The sequence below is a fragment of the Phreatobacter sp. GW821-FHT04C01 genome (assembly GCF_059420385.1).
This window is the reverse complement of record NZ_JBWKTP010000009.1, coordinates 213,742-232,090: the sequence shown is the minus strand read 5'-3', so window position 1 is coordinate 232,090 and position 18,349 is coordinate 213,742. Positions and strand designations below refer to the sequence as shown.

The window sequence follows — 18,349 nt, the reverse complement described above, 5'->3', positions numbered from 1 at the left end:
CGGAAGGTGGGGCTGGCGGCGAGGGCCGGGTCAGGCGACGAAGCGCACGCCGATATCCCGTTGCCCGCGCCGCATGGTCCGGCATTGCCGGCGAACCGTTTCGCCGGCGATTTCGAGTTCAAAAATTTCGGAGACGATCGTGGCTTCGGGGACCGCCAGTTTGGCGCCGCTACGGATTATTTTGCGCATCACAACCCGCATGGGCTGTCCCGAGCCGCGATGAATGCTGACCGGTTTGGATGTTCGGGTGGTTCTTCGTGATGGGGTTGCAGGTCTTTCTGAGCCAAATCGTTCGGCCATCCCGCTTTCGCCCGTGGAATTTCCTTTCCCGGTGCTCGCCGGCTTCGAGCCTCTCCCAAAAGTCCTCGCCATCGGCGCTATTGGCTTCTGTGCAAGAGACCAAGGCGCGATGGTTCTTCCCGGCAGTTCGTCTTTGCGGTTGCCAACGACGTCATGAAAGCTGTCTGGAGTCGTCCCCTCGAGATCGAAGCGGGCGATGGCGAATGAGCGATTGATGGCCTTCTGAAGTGAGGAGGCTGCATCCGGCCACCAAATATTCCAAGGCACTCATGAACTCCGTATTTCAGTATTGAATTATCAATTTCGTATTGGCCTCAAGTTTATTTCCAGTTAATTTAAGTAATGGTGAGCTGTGTGCCGCACTGTTGAGCAGATCTCAATCCGCGAATGAATTCTGCGGCTCGGGCAGCGCGGCCCGAATGCGGCGGAGCCGGTCCGGCGGCCGTTGAAGGCCGGCCGCATCCTTCGCGGGGAACGGTCACCCGCCCGCTCGTCATGACCGCAAGAGGGCATTCCGGAGATCGGCTTCGGCCGTGTCGCTTTTTTCACGCCGTCCCAGCCGTCGCCGGCCGGGACGCGACACCAGGAGGCGGCACCAAGAGGCGATGTCAGGCGGCGATGTCAGGAGGCGACGCTGACGGTCTCGCCGAAGGCGCCGGCGGTGCCTTGGGCGGCCGCGTCGCGAAAGGCACCGGCCATCCAGGCCGTCACCGCCAGAGCCGTCATCGGCCTGCCGATATGGTAACCCTGCGCCAGGTCGCAGTTCATGTCCTGCAGCAGCGCCAGGCTCGGGGCATCTTCGACGCCCTCGGCCGTGACCCGCAATCCGAGGCTGTGGCCGAGCCCGATCATGGCGCGGACGATCTTCCGGCATTCCTCCGACGCGGCCATCGGACGGACGAAGGAGGTGTCGATCTTGAGCTCGGAGAAGGGCAGGCGCGCCAGCTGGGCCAGCGACGAATAGCCGATGCCGAAATCGTCGATCGACAGCTGGAAGCCCTTGAGCCGCAGGCGCGTCGCGAGATTGAGCGTGGTCAGGGGGTCGACCATCGCGCTGGTCTCGGTCAGCTCGAGAATGATCCTGCCGGGGTCGATGCCCCGCGCGTCCGCCGCCGCCGCGAGGCGATCGGCCAGCCTGATGTCGTCGAGCGATCGGGCCGAGAGATTGATCGCGAGGTGCAAGGGCGCGGCGGCGAAGGACGAGGCGAGCCAGTCCAGCGCCTGATCCAGGACGAGGTCGGTCAGGTCGCCGATCAGATTGTTCGCTTCCGCCAGCGGGATGAAGGTGGCCGGCGGAATCGTCCCCTTGGTCGGATGCTCCCACCGTGCCAGAGCCTCGAAGCCGAACACTTTCCGGTCGGCGCAGCGGATTTTCGGCTGGTAGGCGAGGCTGAACTGGCGTCCGGCAATGGCCTGTTCGAGATCATGGGTCGACACCGCGCCTTCGGCGGTCGACGGCCCGCCGCCCCGCGGCGCGGGTTCGGCCGCGCCGGCTCGTCCGTCCAGCTCCATCAGGGCCTTGAATTTGGCGAAGGTGAACGGCTTGGCGAGCGTGCCGAGCACATTCAGGCCGTTCTCGGTGGAGGCGCGCCGGGCGGCGTCGAGCACGCGCGATCCGGCGCCGCTGGTGATGATGATCGGCGCCTTGCAGCCGCGGCGCGCGAGCTCCAGCAGAACCTCGACGCCGTCGACCCGCGGCATGACCAGGTCGAGCGCGATATGGGTGGGCCTGCGCAGTTCCAGAGCCTCAAAAAAGGCCGATGCGCTGTCCGTCGCCTCGACGGAAAGGGCCATGCGTTCGGCCATGATCCGGATCGTGCTGGCAACCGCCGCATCGTCATCGAGGATGAGAAGGGATTGTTCCATAAGCCCGGACCCGCACTGCCTGGAGGCCGCCGGTCCGGCGCCCGCGAAGCTGCCCGGTCCGGCGGAGATGTCACCGATACGATTGCCGGGCGGACGTTACACCGGGAGATACTAACAATTCTCGTGCGAGAGCTTCACCTTCCGCAGCAACGTCCGCCGGATCGCGCGAATTGATCGCCGGCGCGCCGGGGCTGGACGGGCAGGGCGGGCAGGGCGGCCCAGGCGTCGCGCCCGGCCCAGGCCCCGGTGGCGAGGTCAGCCGGTCGAGCCGAGTGCCAGGCGCAGCATGCGGGCGAGATCCGACTTGCGATAGGGCTTGGCGAGCAGCAGCACGCCCGGATCGAGCCGGCCGTGGTGAATGATCGCATTCTCGGTATAGCCGGAGGTGAACAGCACCTTGCAGCCGGGGCGCCGCCGCAGGACCTCGTCGGCGAGCTGCCGGCCGTTCATCGGGCCCGGCATGATCACATCGGTGAACAAGAGGTCGATCGCGCGGCCGGTTTCGATCACGGCGAGCGCCTCGGTGGCGTTTGCCGAAGCGAGCGTGACATAGCCGAGCCTTTGCAGCTGGGTCACCACATAGTCGCGGACCAGCATGTCGTCCTCGACGACGAGGATCGTTTCGTTGCCGCCGCTGGTGGCCGCCACCTGGACAGGCTCGCTGGTCGCGGGCAGTCCCGCGGCCGGCGGCAGGTAGATCTTGACCGTCGTGCCGTGACCTTCCTCGCTGTAGATCTTGATATGGCCGCTGGATTGCTTGACGAAGCCATAGACCATGCTCAGGCCGAGGCCGGTGCCCTTGCCGGGTCCCTTCGAGGTGAAGAACGGGTCGAACACCTTGTCCAGCAAAGCCGCGGGGATGCCTGTTCCCGTATCGCTGACCGCGATCAGCACATAGGGGCCGGGCCTGACCTCGTTATGCCTGGCGGCATAGGCCTCATCGAGATAGGCGCTTCCCGTCTCGAGCACGAGCTTGCCGCCACCGGGCATGGCGTCGCGTGCGTTGAGCGCCAGGTTGAGCATGGCCGTGGCGAGCTGGCTCGGATCGATCAGGGCAAGGCACTGCCCGTCGTCGAAGGCCAGCTCGATCTCGACGTGCTCGCCGAGCGTCGGCTTCAGCAGCTTCGAGGTTTCGACGATGAGCGCGTTGATGTCGGTCTCGCGCGGCTGCAGCGGCTGCCGGCGCGCGAAGGCGAGCAGATGCTGGGTGAGCTCGGCGCCGCGTCCCGCCGCCTCGTCGATCATCCGGGCAATGGTCGCAAGCTCCGGCTCCTTGGCGACCGCCTCGGCCAGGATCTCGATGGTTCCGGTGATGACCGTCAGGATATTGTTGAAATCATGGGCGATGCCGCCGGTCAGCTGCCCCACCGCGTCCATCTTCTGCGCCTGCCGGAACCGCTCCTCGGCGGCGATCTGCTCGGTGACGTCGCGAATGAAGCCGTTGAAGACGAAGCCGTGGCGGCGCTTGAGAGCCGTCACGCTCAGCTCGACCTTGATCTCCTTGCCGCCGCGCCCGACGGCGTCGAGCTGCAGGCGGCGTCCGAGGATCTGGCCCTTTCCGGTCTGCAGAAACCGCGCGAGCCCACGCTGGTGGCCGGCACGCTGCGCCTGCGGAACGATCAGGTCGCCGAGCGTCCTGCCGAGAACCTCCTGGCGCGGCCAGCCGAAGATCCGCTCGGCCTGGCGGTTCCAGTCGATGATCGTTCCCGCCTCGTCCATCTGAACGAAGGCATCGAGCGCGGTATCGACGATGCCATGGGCCAGCTGCTCGCTCTCGAGCAGGGCCTCCTGCGCCTGGCGGCTGGCGGTCATGTCGCGGCCGACGAGGAAATGGCGCTGCACCGGCGCCGACCATGTCCCCATCCAGGTGAGCGGGACCTGACGCCCGTTGCGGTGGAGCAGGCGTGTCTCGAAGTCGCGCATTTGCCGTCCGTCGATCACCGAGCGCAGTTCCGCGCGGGTGCGATCGAGGTCGTCGGCGTGGATGAACTCCGCCGCGTCGCGGCCGGTCATGTCTTCCGGCGGATAACCGAGAATGGCCTCGCTGCTCGGGCTGACCTGAACCAGAAGGCCCTTCGCATCGGTGACCAGGATCAGGTCCTGCGACGAATCGAAGATGCGCCGGCGTTCCTCGATCTCCTGGCTCAGCGCCCTCTGGGTTCTCCGGGCCTCGGTGATGTCGCGGGCGGTCTTGGACGCCCCGACGATCACGCCCGATGCCGACCGGATGGGCGAAACGCCGAGCGAAATATCGAGCGAGGTTCCATCGCTGCGCAGGCGCTGGGTTTCGTGATGCTCGATCCTTTCGCCGCGGCCGACGCGCTCCAGGATGTCATGCATCTCGTCGCGCCGGTCGGCGGGAACGATGATGTCGATGCGCTTGCCGACGGCGTCCTGCGCGGCATGGCCGAACAGGCGCTCGGCGGCCGGATTCCAGGCGGTGATCGTGCCGTCGAGGGTCTTGGTGACGATGGCGTCGTTCGACGACTCGACCACGGCGCTGAACAGCCGCTCCCGATCCTTGTGGTGGTCGCGCTCGGCGGCGGCATGTTGGCGCACGACCTCGAGCAGCCGGGCGAGCTGTGCCTGCAGGACGCTGGTTTCGACCAGCAGGACGGTCAGCACGAAGCCGGCGGCGAGCAGGCCATAGAGACGGCCGACATAGAAGCCGAGGTCGAAGCGGGCGACGTTGAGGATGGCCGACAGCGCGATGTCGAACAGCCAGGCGCAGAGGACCACCATCAGCCAGATGTCGAGGATCGAATGGGGCCGCCTGAACCAGAGCACGAGCAGGGCGGCCAGGCTGAGGCACCAGACCGAGGAGACGACGCCGAGCATCACTGGCGTGTAATGGCCTTCGCTGAGCAGGGTCGGGAGGGCGTCGTGGGCGCCGGTGGTGATCCAGGTGAGCGCCGCGACCGCGACAAGGACCGCGAGGATGCTCCAGGCGATCGCCGCCCGGACCGAGCCGTGGACGCGGGCGCCGCCATCAAGACCCTTCTGCAGGGCATAGCCGAGGGTCATGAGCGGAAAGCCGGCATGCCAGAACATGTAGAGCCAGACGGTCGTCTGCCGGTCGGCGCCGAGCAGGCCGGTGGGGCTGAACAGGCCGGGGAAGGTCAGGGCGTGAACGAGGGCGATGATCGCGGTGAACAGGTAGCCGCTCGCGAGCAGCAGCAAGGCGCGGGCGCGCAGGATGCTGAACTGGACGAACAGAAGAACGACGGTGATCAGGTCGATGATCGACAGCGAAAACTGGTAACCGGCGACAAAGGCCGGCACTTCCGGCAGTTTCACGCCGGCGAAGGGGACGGCGGCCAGGAAGAAGAACGCCGAGATCGCGACGGCGGCCCAGGCCAGCCTGCGATCGAAATCGGTGGCCGGCAGGGTCGCGAGAAAATAACCCTTGTCGTCGCTGTCCTGCATCATCATCTCCTGCGGCGCGGCCCGATCGCGCTCGGCGCGCCGGAGCCGGTCCGGCGGCTGGTCAAGGCCGGCTGCATTCTTCGCGCGGAACGGTCGCCGGCCCGCTCGTCATTACGGCAAGAGGGCCTTGCGGACATCGGCTTCGGTCGCATCGCCGTCAGTCATCGGCCGCGTCGCCGCGTTCCGGCAGGCATGATTGGACGGCGGCGAGCAGATCGCCCGGCCTGAACGGTTTCCTGACGCTCGCCACCGCTCCCAGCTGGGTCGCGATGCGCAGAAAGTCCGGCGGCGAGGAGGTTGACGACTGGAACTCGTAGCCGGAGATCACGATGATCGGGATGGACGGCCGCGCCTGGTGGATCCGGCTCATGGTTTCGAAGCCGTCCAGGTCGGGCATGAAGATATCGACGATGGTCAGATCGAAGGACCGGTCCTGCAGCAGCTGCAGGCCCTTCTTGCCGGTATTGGCGACCGTGACCTCGTGAGACTGCCGCTCGAGCAGTATTTTGATGGTCGTCAGGACCGCGTCGTCGTCATCTATTACGAGAATGCTCGCCATCGACGGCCCCGGTGAGTCGACGTGCCAAATTGGAAGCCGGCAGAGTTCTCCGATTCCTTATCCGGGACAAGACGCTATCGTCGGCGCGGAGGCGGCTTTGGCCGCTTTGTGGGCGCTGATCTTGAGACAGCGCCGGCCGTTCTGCCCTGCGCGCGCGGCGCCGCGGCGCGACACTGCGGTTCCCCTGCGAAATGCGAGCCTGCGTGAACCAGGACCGCCCGCTTCGAGCTCCGATCGCGTCGTCCGGGGAAGCAGGCGACGGCCGGGCGCGAAATCCGGTGCTCACGCCGCGAGGCGGTCGATCAGCGCCAGCATGGTGCGATAGTCCGGCATCGGCGTGACGGAATCGATGCGTGGCAGGATGCGATCCCGGACCAGCGCATTGCCGGCTTCGCCGGTCGTGCCGAGCGGGCCGCGGAAGCCGTGCCGGGTCCAGGCGATCTGCTGCACCTGCGGGCTCATCAGGGCCTCGATCAGGAGGCCGGCCTTGTCGTCCACCGCGAGCAGGGGATGAGCCGAGAACACGGTCGGCTGCGGATAGAGGATGACGGGCCTCGCGGGCGCCGCCGCCTCCAGCCTGCGCCAGCGCGCCTCGTCCTCGAGAACCCATTCGACCAGCTGGTTCTCGTAACCGACGATCAGCGGCTGGGCGCCCGGGCCGCCGGCCAGATAGTCCTCGAACATCTTGCCGGACGAACTCGGCTTGTAGCCCATGCGCGCGAAAATGGTCTCGACCTTGGCGCCCACGGCCGCCGGCGTCGCGCCGGTCGCGACCTCGCCCGCCAGCAGGTTGGCGGCGAGGCCGGCGAACATGAAACCGGAATTGGACCGGTTGGGGTCGGTCGAAAGCAGGCGCGCGCTGCCATAGAGGCCGGGAACGCCGATATCCGACCAGCGCTTGTTCGCCAGGATCGCGTCGAGCAGCCTGGCCAGGTCGAGACGGTAGCGGACCTCGTTGTCGGCCTGGGCGAAGCCGGCGCCAACCAGTCCCTTGGCGATGCTGTCCCAGGAATAGACGACCAGGGGCGAGTTGAGGATGACCTGGTCGCGCTGGATCCGGACGCCGTTGGCACGGGCGAGATCGACCAGGACCGACGAGGACGGCCAGAGGAATTGCGGGTTCTGATCGAGGATCGGTCGTTCGCGGGCCATCTCGATGCTGCCGGCGCGTCGGGCATCGAGCACCAGGCCGCCGTGGCGGCGCAGCGCCGTGGCGACGTCCGGATTGGCGAGCAGGCGCTCCTTCTCGCCGCCGACGAAACCGAACAGTTTTGTCGTCTCGCCGAGATAGCCGCGCATGAGCGGGTTGGAGCGGCCATAGATGACGGCGCCGGTCGCCGTGGCGCTGAGGCCGAGGATGCCGAGGCCGAGGGTGCGGCGGCTGATCGCCATTCAGGCGGCTCCGTTCTGGCGACGCGGGGCGGGCGTTTCGGCGCCGCCGATATCCTCGGCGAGCGCGCGGCCGAGCAGTTTCAGCTCGACATCGAGCGCGTCGAGCTCGGCTTGGGCGAAACTGTCGGAATAGAAGGTGAAGGCCTGGTCGAGCCTGGCCATCATGTCCCGGATCCCGGCGAGACGGGCGGGGTCGGCGGCGCGCTGGGCCTCGACCACGACCAGTCCCTCGGCGATCTCGACCGAACGCGGCAGGTAATAGGTCAGGAAGCGCCTGATGGCGGCGAGCTTGCCCGGCTCGGCGGCGAGCCGGTCGAGAATGCTCTGGGCGATTTCGGCCATATGCGCGGCCATTTTCGCGGTGTCTTTCGTTTCGATCCGGCGCGCGGCCTCGCGCAGCCGCTCGACGGGTTTTTCACTTGCCTCGATGAGGCCCGCGACGAGCGCGGCCTGGGCGCGGCCGACCCGTTCGGGATCGATGCGGTCGATCGGCCGGGGCCGGGCCAGCAGGAAGGCGAGGCCGAGATAGATGCCGCCGGCGATCGGGACGACCAGCGGGAAAGGCAGGTTCAGGCCGAACACGCCGGCGGGAATGGCGATGGCCGCGGCGACGCCGCCCGCCACATGGTTCCAGCCGCTGGCGCCGCCAAGGTCCATGCCTCAATTATATCCTCTGACGGCGCGGAAGGCTTCGACCAGGCCGGAGCGGCCGTCGAACACCCGTCCGCCGGTCTCGGCGGCGAGATGGTCGAGCTGGCTGCGGTCGGCGTCGCCGAAGGTGATGCCGAAGACCGGGACCTTGTGGCCGTCGCGGCGCCACTCGCCGAGGAAACCGGCGAGATCGCCCTGGCTGCGCCCATCGGTCATGATCACGATGGCGCCGAGGAAGTTGCCTGTGCCGAGATCGGCCGCCATGGCGCGCAACGCCGCCCGCGCGCAGGCATACATGTCGGTGCCGCCATCGGCGCGCAATTGCGCCCCCCAGGCTTTCAGCCGGGCCTGGTCGGGGGCGCCGCCGGAGCCCTGTTGCAGCACGCCCGGCGTGCTTGCGAACGGGATGGCATGGATGCGGTCTTCGGGCGACCATTGCACCAGAAGGCCGCGGGTGGTTTCGGGGGTGAACAGGAAGGCCATGGCCTCGCGCAGCTGGCGAATGCCATCGCCCTCCATGCTGCCCGAGACATCGAGGCAGAGGCCCGACAGCGAGGGCCGGCGCAAAGCCTCCTGATAGAGATTGAGGGCGGCCCAGATCACCTTCGGGTCGGGCGGCCGGACCGTGGTGATCGGCCGGGACGGATCGAAATTCCACTCCACCACCGGCCGGGCGGCATCGGCGCGGCCGAGCGGGATGCGGCGGCCGGTCGCCGCGATCCGCCTCTGGGCATCGCCCGACAGCAGGAATTTCTGCAGGTCGAGCACGAAGCTCTCGACCTCCTGGCCGCGGCCCCGGTCGACGAGGCCGAGCGGCCCGTCCGACACCGCCACGCCGTCCTTGGGATAGATCAGCCAAAGCGGTTCGCCGCCGCGCGCGACCAGGGCCTCGTTGGTCTCCTTCAGGACGGCCTCGTAGTTCCACATGGCGTCGTAGTGGACGCCGCGCTGGTCCTGGTCGAGGAAGAGCTCGCCGAGCCAGCCGCTCGATCCGGAGGTGCGCTCGACCCCGCGCAACAGGGCCCGCGCCTTGCGCCTGACATCGGCGCTGGCGAGCGCCGCTTCCGTCAGCACGTCGCCCCGGCCGACCGCCGTCGTCAGCATGGCGAGATAGGCGCCGGCGCCGGAATTGGACTGGGTCGCCGAGGACATCAGGAATTTGAGCTCGCCGCGTTCCACCGCGGCGATGATATCGGCGGTCGTCACGTCGCGCGTCGTCCAGCCGAGCGCCTGGGCCTTCGCGCGGCGAATGCCGAGCACCACCGGGCTCTGCGAGATCGAGGTGAGGTGCTTGACCCGGCGGCCCTCGTCGAACAGGTCGATCCAGATCGAGGCGGCGGGCCAGACGATGTCGGCGGCAGGCGCGGTCGCCGTCGCGCGCAGGCCGAAACCGATGTCGAGCGAGCCCTGATAGGTGAAGCTGCACCGGGCACCACGTGCGGTACAGAATTCCCGCACCAGCGGCTCCAGCGCCTTGTTCTCCGAACCCGCGAGAATGGCGATCTCGGGTCCCGGCCGGGAGCAGGACGCCAGGCCGAGGCCGAGCGCCAGGGTCGCGGCGGCGACGGCGGAGAAGCGTGCGGTCCACCGTCCGATTGTCGTCGAGCCCGTTCGCGCCGATCCGGTGGTCACGCCGCGGGGCTCGTCAGAGCGGTCTTCAATTCGCTGGTCAGCTCAGCCATGCGGGTCTCGGCCTCGGCACGCTTCTGGCGCCCTTCGCGTTGCACCGCCAGCACGCCGGCGACCGTCTCGATCAGGTCGCGATTGGTCTTTTCCAGGGTGGCGATGTCGATGATGCCGCGCTGAGCCTGCTTTTCGATCTCGATGGCCTGGTGGCGCATCATGTCGGAGGCCTGGCGCATCATCTCGTTGGTGGCGTCGGTCACGGTCTTCTGCAGGTCGAGCGCCGCCGACTGGCGGGTCAGCCCGAGCAGCAGCACCATTTTCTGCTTCCAGACGGGAATGGTCAGCTGGGTGGTCGCCTGCAGGCTCTCGATCAGGGTTTCGTCGCCGGCCTGCACGATACGGATCTGCGGCAATTGCTGAATGCCGATCTGCCGCGCCTGGCGCAAATAGAAGACGCGCTTTTCCAGCCGGTCGAGCGCCTGCAGCGCGTCCTGGTAGTCCTGCGCCGCCATCAGGCCGTCGCCGCCGGCGCGCTGGCCGTCGGCCATGGCCTTCAGCTCGGGCAGGCGGCCATTGCGGAACTCGCGCGCGAAATCGTCACCGGCGGCGATATGGGCCTCGAGCACCTGGATCGAGCGCCGGGTCTCGTCATGCAGGTCATCCAGCAGCGAGATGTCGCGCCTGAGGATGTCCTTGTGCTTGTCGAGTTCGATATTGACGCCCTCGATCTGGCCGGCGACGTCCTCGAACCGGCCGATGAAGCGGCGCAGGCGGCTTTCCGCCGTGGAGAACAGCTTCTCGAAGAACCCGGCCTTCTGGACCTCGGCGGGGTCGAGGCCGCGCGCCTTTTCGATGACGTCGAGCAGCAGCTTGCCGGCGTCGCCCATGTCCTTGTTGCGGGTCTGGCTCAGCACGCGGTCGGCGAAGGCGACGACGTCGCGCTGCGACTTGTCGCCGAAACCCGCCACCAGGGCGCGATCGCCGAGATCGATGGTCCGCTTGATCTGAGCCACCTGATCGGGGTCGGCCACGACGACCGGCAGGTTGTCCACCTTCGTCGCAGTGATCTCGGTCATGCCTGCTCTCCCTCGCCGACGGCTCGACGGCGCGCGAGAGATTTACGACGGCTTCATGACAGTTGCGTGATGGCGCCGTGCCGCGGCGTCTATCGGTGGTTGTGCGCCGGCACGTGGCCGGCGCGGTTCTTGTCGCGCCCTGAGCGAGGCCCGCCTCAGGCCCACTCGCCCTTGCGGAACACCGGCACGCGCCGGCCGTCGGCATGGACGCCGTCGATATCGATCTCGCCCGAGCCAATCATCCAGTCGATATGGATCAGGCTCTTGTTGCCGCCCTGGGCGGCGATCTGCTCGGGGCTCAGGCTGGCGCCGTCGACGAAACATTTCGAATAGCACTGGCCGAGCGCGATGTGGCAGGCGGCGTTCTCGTCGAACAGCGTGTTGAAGAACAGGAGCCCGCTCTTCGAGATCGGCGAGGAATGCGGCACCAGCGCCACCTCGCCGAGGCGGCGGGCGCCTTCGTCGGTGTCCAGCACCTTGTTCAGCACCTCTTCGCCGCGCGCCGCCCTGGCCTCGACGATGCGGCCGGCCTCGAAGCGCACGGTGATCTCGTCAATCAGCGTGCCCTGGTAGGACAGGGGCTTGGTGCTCGAGACATGGCCGTCGACCCGCCGGGCATGCGGCGTGGTGAAAACCTCTTCGGTCGGGATGTTGGGGTTGCAGGTGACGCCGTTCTTGGCGGTCGAGGCGCCGCCCTGCCATGCGTGGCCGTCGGCGAGGCCGACGGTCAGGTCGGTGCCCGGGCCGGTGAAATGCAGGGCATGGAAGCGCTGGTCGTTCAGCCATTGGGTGCGGCGGCGCAGGCCGGCATTGTGGGCGGTCCAGGCCGCCACGGGATCGTCGACGTCGACGCGCGAGGCCGAAAAGATCGCGTCCGCCAGCCTGGCGACGGCAACCTCTTCCGCCTCGCCGGGGAACACCTGGCCGGCCCAGGCGGCGCCCGGATAGGCGACGATGTTCCAGTTGACGTCGAAGCCGACGATCTTTTCCAGCGCCGGCTGATAGGCGAGCGAATTGGCCTTGTTGGCGCGCGCCACCTTGGCCGGGTCCTGGCCGGCCAGCAGCATGGGATTGTCGCCGACAATGGCGAGCCGGGCGGTGTTGCCCGCAAAGGCCTTGGCGGCGCCCTCGTAAAGCCAGCCGGGCGCGCGGTCGAAGCTCGCGTCGGTGCCGGACCGGTAGCGCGCCAGGGTGATCTCCTCGTCGGACAGGATGGGCGTGACCAGGCCGGCGCCGGCCTTGTAGGCATGGTCGGCGATCCGCCTGACCAGCGGCAGGGCCGCGACCGGCGCGGTCAGGAACAGGTCCTGTCCCGGCTGCAATTGCAGGCCGACCTTGACGGCCACCTCGGCCAGCCTGTCGAGCTTCACCGGGTCGATCGATGCGGAAAGGGTGCGCTGCTGCGTGGTCATGGGAATTCGGCCCTGCGGGATGGGGGAACGTCCGCGCCATTTAGCGTCGGCGCCGGCCATTGTGAAAGTCCGGTCGGCGGAGCCGTCCGGCGTGGCGATATCAGCCATGAACCTGGGGATTGGCTCGCGCGGGCGCCAGCGCGCGCCGCCCATTGGTCGCAAACATGGTCCGGGCGGCGGAACCGGTCAGCGCCCCGGCGGCCATTCCGGGTAGGTCGGTACTTCGCCCTCGTCAATCAGCCATCGAACGTCGTGAGAGGCCCAGATATGCACCGCGGGCCGGCGGCCAGGATCGTCGTCCAGCGTCGCCACGCGCAGTATGACGTGCGGTTCGGCGATGCGTTCCGCCACGAGATGCGTTCCGCATATCGAGCAGAAACGGCGCAGCTTGCCAGGCGACGATTCGTAGGCGCGCAGGAGGTCCTCGCCGGCGGTCCAGCGAAAGCGCTCGCGCATCACACGAGCGGTGGACGTGAAGGCACTGGCGTGGGCCTTGCGGCATGTGCCGCAGTGGCAGTGCCCGATCGGTGTGTCGAGGCCGTCGATCTCGTAGCGAACCGCGCTGCACAGGCAGCTTCCCCTGAACGACATCCGAATCTCCTGCGCCACGATCCAGTCTTGCAGGTCGCCGTCCACGCATCAAAAAGGTCGCTCTCCCGTCATCGGCCGACCCGGTTGCGGCCCGGGCCGCAAGTCCGGCGCCGACCGCCGCGCGGCCGCTTACCGCTCGACAAAGGACTTGAGCCTGGACAGGGCGTCGTCCCATTGCCGCGAAACGTCGTCGAGATAGGCCCTGATCTCGGCGATCGGTTCGGAGCGGAAGCCGAACTGGCTTTCCCGGCCGATCCGGATGCTGCTGACCAGGCCGGCATTTTCCAGCACCCGCAGATGCTTGGTGACGGCCTGCCGGGTCAGGTCGGTATCGGCGGACAGGCTGGCGATCGATCGCGTCCGGCCGTCGCTCAAGCGGGTGAAGAGCGACAGGCGGGTCGGGTCGCCGAGCGCCGAGAACAAGGCGGCGGGGCCGGGATGGTGCGCCCTTGCGCCGGGGCCGGAGACCTCAACATTGGCCATGGTCAGCGCCCGACATGGGCCTGGATATTCCTGACCTGCTCGCTCCAGCCGCCGTCGTTCATACGGAAGGCTTCGTCCCTGCGATGGCTCGGCAGTTTGTCGAAACCCGACTCGACGATGGTCAGGTGCGTGCCGCTCGCCGTCGGCTCAAGCCGGAACTCGACCAGTGTCGGCGGCTCCTTGTCGTAATCGACGGCGGGGTCGACGGCATAGGGATGCCAGGTGAAGGAGAACCGCCGGGGCGGGGCCATTTCCTTCACCCGGGCCTGCCATTTGACGTGTTCGAAGCCGGGATAGGTAATCTGGCCGGTGGATATCTCGCCCGGCACGAAAGGCCCGTCGAGCTTGACTCGGAACCATTGGCCGAATTCGACATGATCGGTCAGCGCGCGCCAGACCCGTTCGATCGGGGCATTCAGCGCAATGGTTTTCTCGATGCGATCGGACATAATGGCAACCTCCTGATTGCCTATTCATGCCTTGTCTCGAAATCTAATGCAACCAAAAAGTTGCTCTTTTTCGCGATGGACCGAGGACAAGGGACGGAGCGTCGGCCGGCCGTGGTGCCGGCCCGGCAAGGCCTCCGGTCTGTCACGCAATCGAAAGCGGGCAGGACCTATGGTCACGGACCGTGCCTACACCTGATCTCGACTTGGCCCGTCGCCGCATCCGGGACGGGCCTTTTCTTGTCAGCGGCGTCAGGCCCGGTGCAGCCGCAAGGGCCGGACCGTTTCGCGCCGGACGATGCCCTTGGCTTCGAGGTCGAGCTGAACGGCCTTGATCCACCAGCCGGCCTTGGCGCCCCCCGGAAACAGGTCCTGAGGCAGGTGCGGCAGCAGCCTGGCCTTGATCTGGGGCACGGTCAGCCCGGGCGCATCGCCGGGAAGGGCTGCCAGGAAAGCCTGTTTCATCGCCTCGTATTTGGCCTTGTCGACGCGCTGGACGCGGCCGGCCGGCTGCTTGACGTTTTCGACTTCGATCTTCTCGGTGCGGGTGGTCGCCATGGTTTGCCCTCCGGCCCTGGCGAACGGCTGCTCCGGAACCGTTCCGGTCCGTCCGCTCGCCCCCAAGGACGAACCAGCCTCGGGCAATCCGACATCGCCGGGCGATTTTCGGATTCCGGGCGGCGACGGGCCGGCCGATTTTTGATTTGCCTCCGCCGACGGCCCGGGTGTAGCGTCCCGCCATCGTCGGGCATGTGGCCCCGCGCACCGGCGACCGCGAGACGTCCTTGCTCGCGCGCTCCACGTCAGGGAGCAGTGTCGTGACCCATATTCGCACCGCATTCGATGTGGGCTCATTTCCGCGTGAACAGGCGCAAATGATGCGGGAGGCCTATCGCGACGCCTGCGCCGAGCTGGCGATCTCCCGGAAACAGTCCGAGCAGCGCCGTATGGTGGCCTTGTGCGTGCGGGAAATGATCGACCTGGGCGAGGACCGCAAGGACCGGATCATCCGGACCGCCGTCGTGCGTTGCCGGAGCCTGGGCAACCTGATCGGCAGCATGGGCGCCAGCGCCGACGGAAGCAGGCCTGGGGCCAGCTTCGGCCGACGCCTGTCGCATCGGTGATCGCGATCGCCCGCCGTCTCATGGTCGCGGCGCGGGCCGTGTGCCGGCGCGAACCCCATTGGTCCAGAATGTCCCGGCGAGCGGCGCGGCGAGGAACCGGCTGTTGATCTCGGCGAGCGTCGCCTCCGGAGCGACGTCGGCGAACAGTTCCGGATGCAGCCACTTGGCCAGGACCTCGATGGCGACGACATGCACTGGCGTGTGTACGAACAGATGCCAGAGGCCGTGGGCACGGCCCCGCGAGACCGCGCCGAGTGCCGCGAGATCCGGTCGTTTCAGCAGGGTGGAAAACTCTTCGGCGGCACGCTCCGCCGTTATGCCGGGGCCGAGGGCGAGGCCCGTGGCCGCCCCGATCGCCGAGGCGACATAGACCTCGGGATCGCGGGTGATGAGATATTCCAGATTGACCTGGCCGATCGGGGCCGACAGCCGCTCGGTGCCGATATTGCGGCCGCCGGCGGCGCGGATCATGCCGTCGACGCTGCCCGGGCCGGCCGTGAAGCAGCAGTCCGGACGCGCGGCGAAGGCGTGAAAGAACAGCGTCGGCGCCGGCGCCTTGGCGTCGGCGAGGCGTCGGGCGATGCGGTCGAGATGGTCGCGATAGAAGGCGATATAGGCTTCGGCCTGGGCCTCGCGGCCGAGCAGCTTGCCGAGGATGCGCAGGCTCGGCTCGGTATTGGTCAAGGGCTGCAGGAAGAAGTCGACGATGACGACGGCGATGCCGGCGGCTTCGATCTGGGCGAGCGCCGGCGGCAGCGCGGCCGGGCCCTGGCCATAGCGTATCGCGTCGAAGGTGCTGAAGACGACGAGCTCGGGCCGGCTGGCGATGACGGCCTCGGCCGACAGGCTGTCGAGCGTGCCGCGGCCGATGACCGGCACCCGGTCGATGGCCGGGAATTTCGCCCTGAGGAGGGCCGGCTGGATGCCGTTGGCGCCGCCCTCGGCCCAGCCCGCGAGCAGGCCGACCGGATCGGGATGCAGCAGCGAGAGCGCGTCCAGGCTGACCCAGGCGCCGAGCACGATCCGCGTCGCCGGACGCGCCAGAACGACCTCGCGGCCGGCGAGATCGGTGACCCGGATCGGCGTTTCCGCCGGCGCCTGCGCCGCCGCACCGACCGGCAGGAGCGCTGCGAGCGCGAGCATGAGGCCGGCGAGGAGGCACGGGACGATCTGCCGGGGACCGGCACGCCGCGCCGAGGAAAGGCCCGTGTTCACAAGACTCACCACCGGTAGCTCAGGGTCGCCAGCACGGTGCGGCGCGAGCCGAGGGTACAGCCCGGCACATTGCCGCATTGCGAGACATAATAGGTGTCGAACAGGTTCTTGGCGTTGACCGACAGCTTGGCGCCGGCCAGGCGTGGCGACACATGCCCCAGGTCATAATGCAGGCTGGCGTCGACCAGCGCATAGGCGGGCGCCTGGACGCTGTTGGTACCGTTGAAGGTGCCGCCGACATAACGCAGGCCGGCGCCGACGGTGAGGCCGGAGAGGCTGCCCGACTGGACGGTATAATCGGCCCAGAGCGAGGCCTGGTGCACCGGCGTCGCCTCCAGGCGCTTGCCGATGTCGGTGACCACCGAGCTGCGGGTCACGTGATGGTCGAGATAGGCATAGGAGGCGATCAGGCCCCAGCCCTGGCCGAGTTGGGCGCGGGCCTCGACGTCGAAGCCGCGCACCGAGACCTCGCCGAGCTGGATCCGGCCGAAGGGATGGGTCGGGTCGGTATCGGCGGTCGGGGTATTCTGCTGGCGGATGTCGAAGACCGCGGCGGTGATGGAAGCGTTGACGCCGGCCGGCTGATATTTGATGCCGGCCTCGTATTGCCTGGAGGTCAACGGCCGGAACACGTTGCCGGTAAAGTCGGTGTCCGCCGTCGGCTGGAAAGAGGTGGAATAGCTGACATAGGGCGCCAGGCCGTTGTCGAAGACATAGCTCAGGCCGGCGCGGCCGGAGAAGGCGCGGTCGTCGGCGCTGGCGGCGACCAGGGCATTGGTCGAAACCGTCGTCGTGCGGGTCTGGACGCTCGACCAGTCGTAGCGGCCGGAGAAGGTCGCGACGAAGCCGCCGAACCTGATCTGGTCCTGGGCATAGACGCCGACCTGGCGCAGATCGGCGGTCTTGCGCTGGAAATTGATGCCGGGATCGGTGACGGGGAGGCCGTAGGTCGGATTGAAGATGTCGATCGACGGTGCCGGGCCACGGCCGACATTGTAGGTGCTCTGCTCGTTGCGGTAGTCGAGGCCGACCAGCAAGGTATGCGCGAGCGGACCGGTCTGGAACCGCGCCACCAGGCGATTGTCCAGGGTCACCGCGCGGGCCGAGGCGTCGATGCGGAAGGCGTTGCGGCTGAGCGTGCGGTTGTCGGCCTGCAACTCGCCGCTGCGGTTCAGCGCGCGCAGATAAACGGTGTTGTCGGTGTAGCGGAGGTTCTGGCTGAAGCTCAGCACCTCGTTGAAGCGATGGTCCAGGGCATAGCCGATCATCGCCTGGTCGCGGTCGAAGCGGTCGAAAGTCGGTTCGCCGGCATAACGGTTGAACGGCAGGCGGCCATTGACCGGATTGGGCGCCAGCGTGCCCGAGGTCGGCAGGTAGTTGAAGCTGGAATGGCCGTTCCGGTCGCGCAGGACCTGGCCGAGAACCGTCAAGGTGGTGTCGTCGTTCGGGCGCCAGGTGAAGGCCGGCGCCAGGAACAGCCGGTCGTCATGCATGAAGTCGACCTGGGTCTGCGACTGCCTGACCACGCCGGTGAGCCGGTAGAGGAACTGGCCGGCGGGGTCGATCGGGCCGCTGAAGTCGAACGAGCCCTGCAGGCGCGAGAAACTGCCGGTCTGGAACTGCACCTCGCGAAGCGGCGTCGCCGTGGGGCGCTTCGAGACCATGTTGACGATGCCGCCCGGGCCGCTCTGGCCATAGAGGCCGGAGGAGGGACCGCGCAGGATCTCGATACGTTCCAGGCCATAGGGCTCGACCACCGAGGTGGTCCAGTCGGCCGTGGCGCTGCCGTCGGGCAGGCGCATGCCGTCGAGAAACATGTCGGCCTTGAAGCCGCGGATCCGCACATAGCTGTCGAATTGCGAGGAGGCGCCGTAGGTCTCAGCCGCGACGCCGGCCGAATAGCGCAGCGCTTCGCCCACAGTCTGCGCGCCCTGGGCGCGGATCTGGTCCGCGGTGATGACGTTGACGGTCTGCGGGATCTCGACGACCGGCGTATCGGTCTTGGCGCCGGCGAGCGTCCGCCGCGCGACATAGCCGCTATCGGGGCCGAGCGGGCCCGTCGCAGTGCCCTGAACCTGGATCTCGTCGAGTTGCACCGCGCGTCCCTCGGACGGCGGAACTTGCTGTGCATATGCCGGTCGTTCCGGCAATGCCGCCAGAACAACTGCAATTGAACTGACGA

Annotated in this window: 16 protein-coding genes; 1 reads left to right on the top strand and 15 read right to left on the bottom strand. The window is 67.7% G+C overall.

Annotated elements, in window-relative coordinates; translation table 11 throughout:
* Positions 1-30: 30 nt before the first annotated feature.
* The 13 genes from AC07WJ_RS28635 to AC07WJ_RS28575 form a co-directional block, all read right to left on the bottom strand.
* Positions 31-567 carry a hypothetical protein gene (locus tag AC07WJ_RS28635; RefSeq protein ID WP_494938108.1) on the bottom strand — a complete coding sequence of 179 codons (537 nt, stop codon included), beginning with the start codon at positions 565-567 and terminating at the stop codon, positions 31-33.
* A gap of 354 nt (positions 568-921) precedes the next feature.
* A complete protein-coding gene (locus AC07WJ_RS28630) occupies positions 922-2,166 on the bottom strand; it encodes an EAL domain-containing response regulator (RefSeq protein ID WP_494938107.1) in 1,245 nt (414 codons plus the stop codon).
* Positions 2,167-2,421: 255 nt separating this feature from the next.
* A complete protein-coding gene (locus tag AC07WJ_RS28625; RefSeq protein WP_494938106.1) occupies positions 2,422-5,592 on the bottom strand; it encodes a PAS domain S-box protein in 3,171 nt (1,056 codons plus the stop codon).
* 157 nt (positions 5,593-5,749) lie between these two features.
* Entirely contained in the window at positions 5,750-6,151 is a 402-nt protein-coding gene (locus AC07WJ_RS28620; protein WP_494938105.1) for a response regulator, read from the bottom strand.
* 282 nt (positions 6,152-6,433) lie between these two features.
* On the bottom strand, positions 6,434-7,543 hold the full coding sequence (locus AC07WJ_RS28615; protein ID WP_494938104.1) for a hypothetical protein: 1,110 nt from the start codon (positions 7,541-7,543) through the stop codon (positions 6,434-6,436).
* Positions 7,544-8,200 carry a 5-bromo-4-chloroindolyl phosphate hydrolysis family protein gene (locus AC07WJ_RS28610; RefSeq protein ID WP_494938103.1) on the bottom strand — a complete coding sequence of 219 codons (657 nt, stop codon included), beginning with the start codon at positions 8,198-8,200 and terminating at the stop codon, positions 7,544-7,546. It abuts the gene before it with no gap.
* Between the two features lie 3 nt (positions 8,201-8,203).
* Positions 8,204-9,826 (bottom strand): substrate-binding domain-containing protein, encoded by a 1,623-nt coding sequence (locus tag AC07WJ_RS28605; RefSeq protein WP_494938102.1) that lies wholly within the window; start codon positions 9,824-9,826, stop codon positions 8,204-8,206.
* Entirely contained in the window at positions 9,823-10,896 is a 1,074-nt protein-coding gene (locus tag AC07WJ_RS28600; RefSeq protein WP_494938101.1) for a toxic anion resistance protein, read from the bottom strand. The genes AC07WJ_RS28605 and AC07WJ_RS28600 overlap by 4 nt, the downstream gene beginning before the upstream one ends.
* Before the next feature lie 155 nt (positions 10,897-11,051).
* The gene (locus AC07WJ_RS28595; RefSeq protein WP_494938100.1) at positions 11,052-12,308 is read right to left on the bottom strand and encodes an aminopeptidase; all 1,257 of its coding nucleotides are present in this window, start codon (positions 12,306-12,308) and stop codon (positions 11,052-11,054) included.
* Between the two features lie 186 nt (positions 12,309-12,494).
* Positions 12,495-12,899, bottom strand: coding sequence for a GFA family protein (locus AC07WJ_RS28590; RefSeq protein WP_494938099.1), 405 nt, complete (start codon positions 12,897-12,899; stop codon positions 12,495-12,497).
* 129 nt (positions 12,900-13,028) lie between these two features.
* Entirely contained in the window at positions 13,029-13,382 is a 354-nt protein-coding gene (locus AC07WJ_RS28585) for an ArsR/SmtB family transcription factor (RefSeq protein ID WP_494938098.1), read from the bottom strand.
* 2 nt (positions 13,383-13,384) lie between these two features.
* Positions 13,385-13,831, bottom strand: a complete 447-nt coding sequence (locus AC07WJ_RS28580; protein ID WP_494938097.1) for an SRPBCC family protein — start codon at positions 13,829-13,831, stop codon at positions 13,385-13,387.
* 249 nt (positions 13,832-14,080) lie between these two features.
* Complete coding sequence (locus tag AC07WJ_RS28575; RefSeq protein ID WP_494938096.1) at positions 14,081-14,386, bottom strand: DUF6958 family protein; 306 nt, start codon at positions 14,384-14,386, stop codon at positions 14,081-14,083.
* A 260-nt stretch (positions 14,387-14,646) separates the two neighbouring features.
* Here AC07WJ_RS28575 and AC07WJ_RS28570 point away from each other — a divergent pair, with 260 nt between their 5' ends.
* Complete coding sequence (locus AC07WJ_RS28570; RefSeq protein WP_494938095.1) at positions 14,647-14,952, top strand: hypothetical protein; 306 nt, start codon at positions 14,647-14,649, stop codon at positions 14,950-14,952.
* A gap of 18 nt (positions 14,953-14,970) precedes the next feature.
* Here AC07WJ_RS28570 and AC07WJ_RS28565 read toward each other — a convergent pair whose 3' ends face one another.
* Both AC07WJ_RS28565 and AC07WJ_RS28560 read right to left on the bottom strand, forming a co-directional pair.
* The gene (locus AC07WJ_RS28565; protein ID WP_494938094.1) at positions 14,971-16,095 is read right to left on the bottom strand and encodes an ABC transporter substrate-binding protein; all 1,125 of its coding nucleotides are present in this window, start codon (positions 16,093-16,095) and stop codon (positions 14,971-14,973) included.
* Positions 16,096-16,172: 77 nt separating this feature from the next.
* Positions 16,173-18,263, bottom strand: a complete 2,091-nt coding sequence (locus tag AC07WJ_RS28560; RefSeq protein ID WP_494938093.1) for a TonB-dependent siderophore receptor — start codon at positions 18,261-18,263, stop codon at positions 16,173-16,175.
* Between the last annotated feature and the right edge of the window lie 86 nt (positions 18,264-18,349).

Bases quoted from the DNA above. Each gene is read 5' to 3' on its own strand.
- AC07WJ_RS28630 (WP_494938107.1), bottom strand. From the start codon at position 2,166: ATGGAACAATCCCTTCTCATCCTCGATGACGATGCGGCGGTTGCCAGC.
- AC07WJ_RS28625 (WP_494938106.1), bottom strand. From the start codon at position 5,592: ATGCAGGACAGCGACGACAAGGGTTATTTTCTCGCGACCCTGCCGGCC.
- AC07WJ_RS28620 (WP_494938105.1), bottom strand. From the start codon at position 6,151: ATGGCGAGCATTCTCGTAATAGATGACGACGACGCGGTCCTGACGACC.
- AC07WJ_RS28615 (WP_494938104.1), bottom strand. From the start codon at position 7,543: ATGGCGATCAGCCGCCGCACCCTCGGCCTCGGCATCCTCGGCCTCAGC.
- AC07WJ_RS28610 (WP_494938103.1), bottom strand. From the start codon at position 8,200: ATGGACCTTGGCGGCGCCAGCGGCTGGAACCATGTGGCGGGCGGCGTC.
- AC07WJ_RS28600 (WP_494938101.1), bottom strand. From the start codon at position 10,896: ATGACCGAGATCACTGCGACGAAGGTGGACAACCTGCCGGTCGTCGTG.
- AC07WJ_RS28595 (WP_494938100.1), bottom strand. From the start codon at position 12,308: ATGACCACGCAGCAGCGCACCCTTTCCGCATCGATCGACCCGGTGAAG.
- AC07WJ_RS28590 (WP_494938099.1), bottom strand. From the start codon at position 12,899: ATGTCGTTCAGGGGAAGCTGCCTGTGCAGCGCGGTTCGCTACGAGATC.
- AC07WJ_RS28585 (WP_494938098.1), bottom strand. From the start codon at position 13,382: ATGGCCAATGTTGAGGTCTCCGGCCCCGGCGCAAGGGCGCACCATCCC.
- AC07WJ_RS28580 (WP_494938097.1), bottom strand. From the start codon at position 13,831: ATGTCCGATCGCATCGAGAAAACCATTGCGCTGAATGCCCCGATCGAA.
- AC07WJ_RS28575 (WP_494938096.1), bottom strand. From the start codon at position 14,386: ATGGCGACCACCCGCACCGAGAAGATCGAAGTCGAAAACGTCAAGCAG.
- AC07WJ_RS28565 (WP_494938094.1), bottom strand. From the start codon at position 16,095: ATGCTCGCGCTCGCAGCGCTCCTGCCGGTCGGTGCGGCGGCGCAGGCG.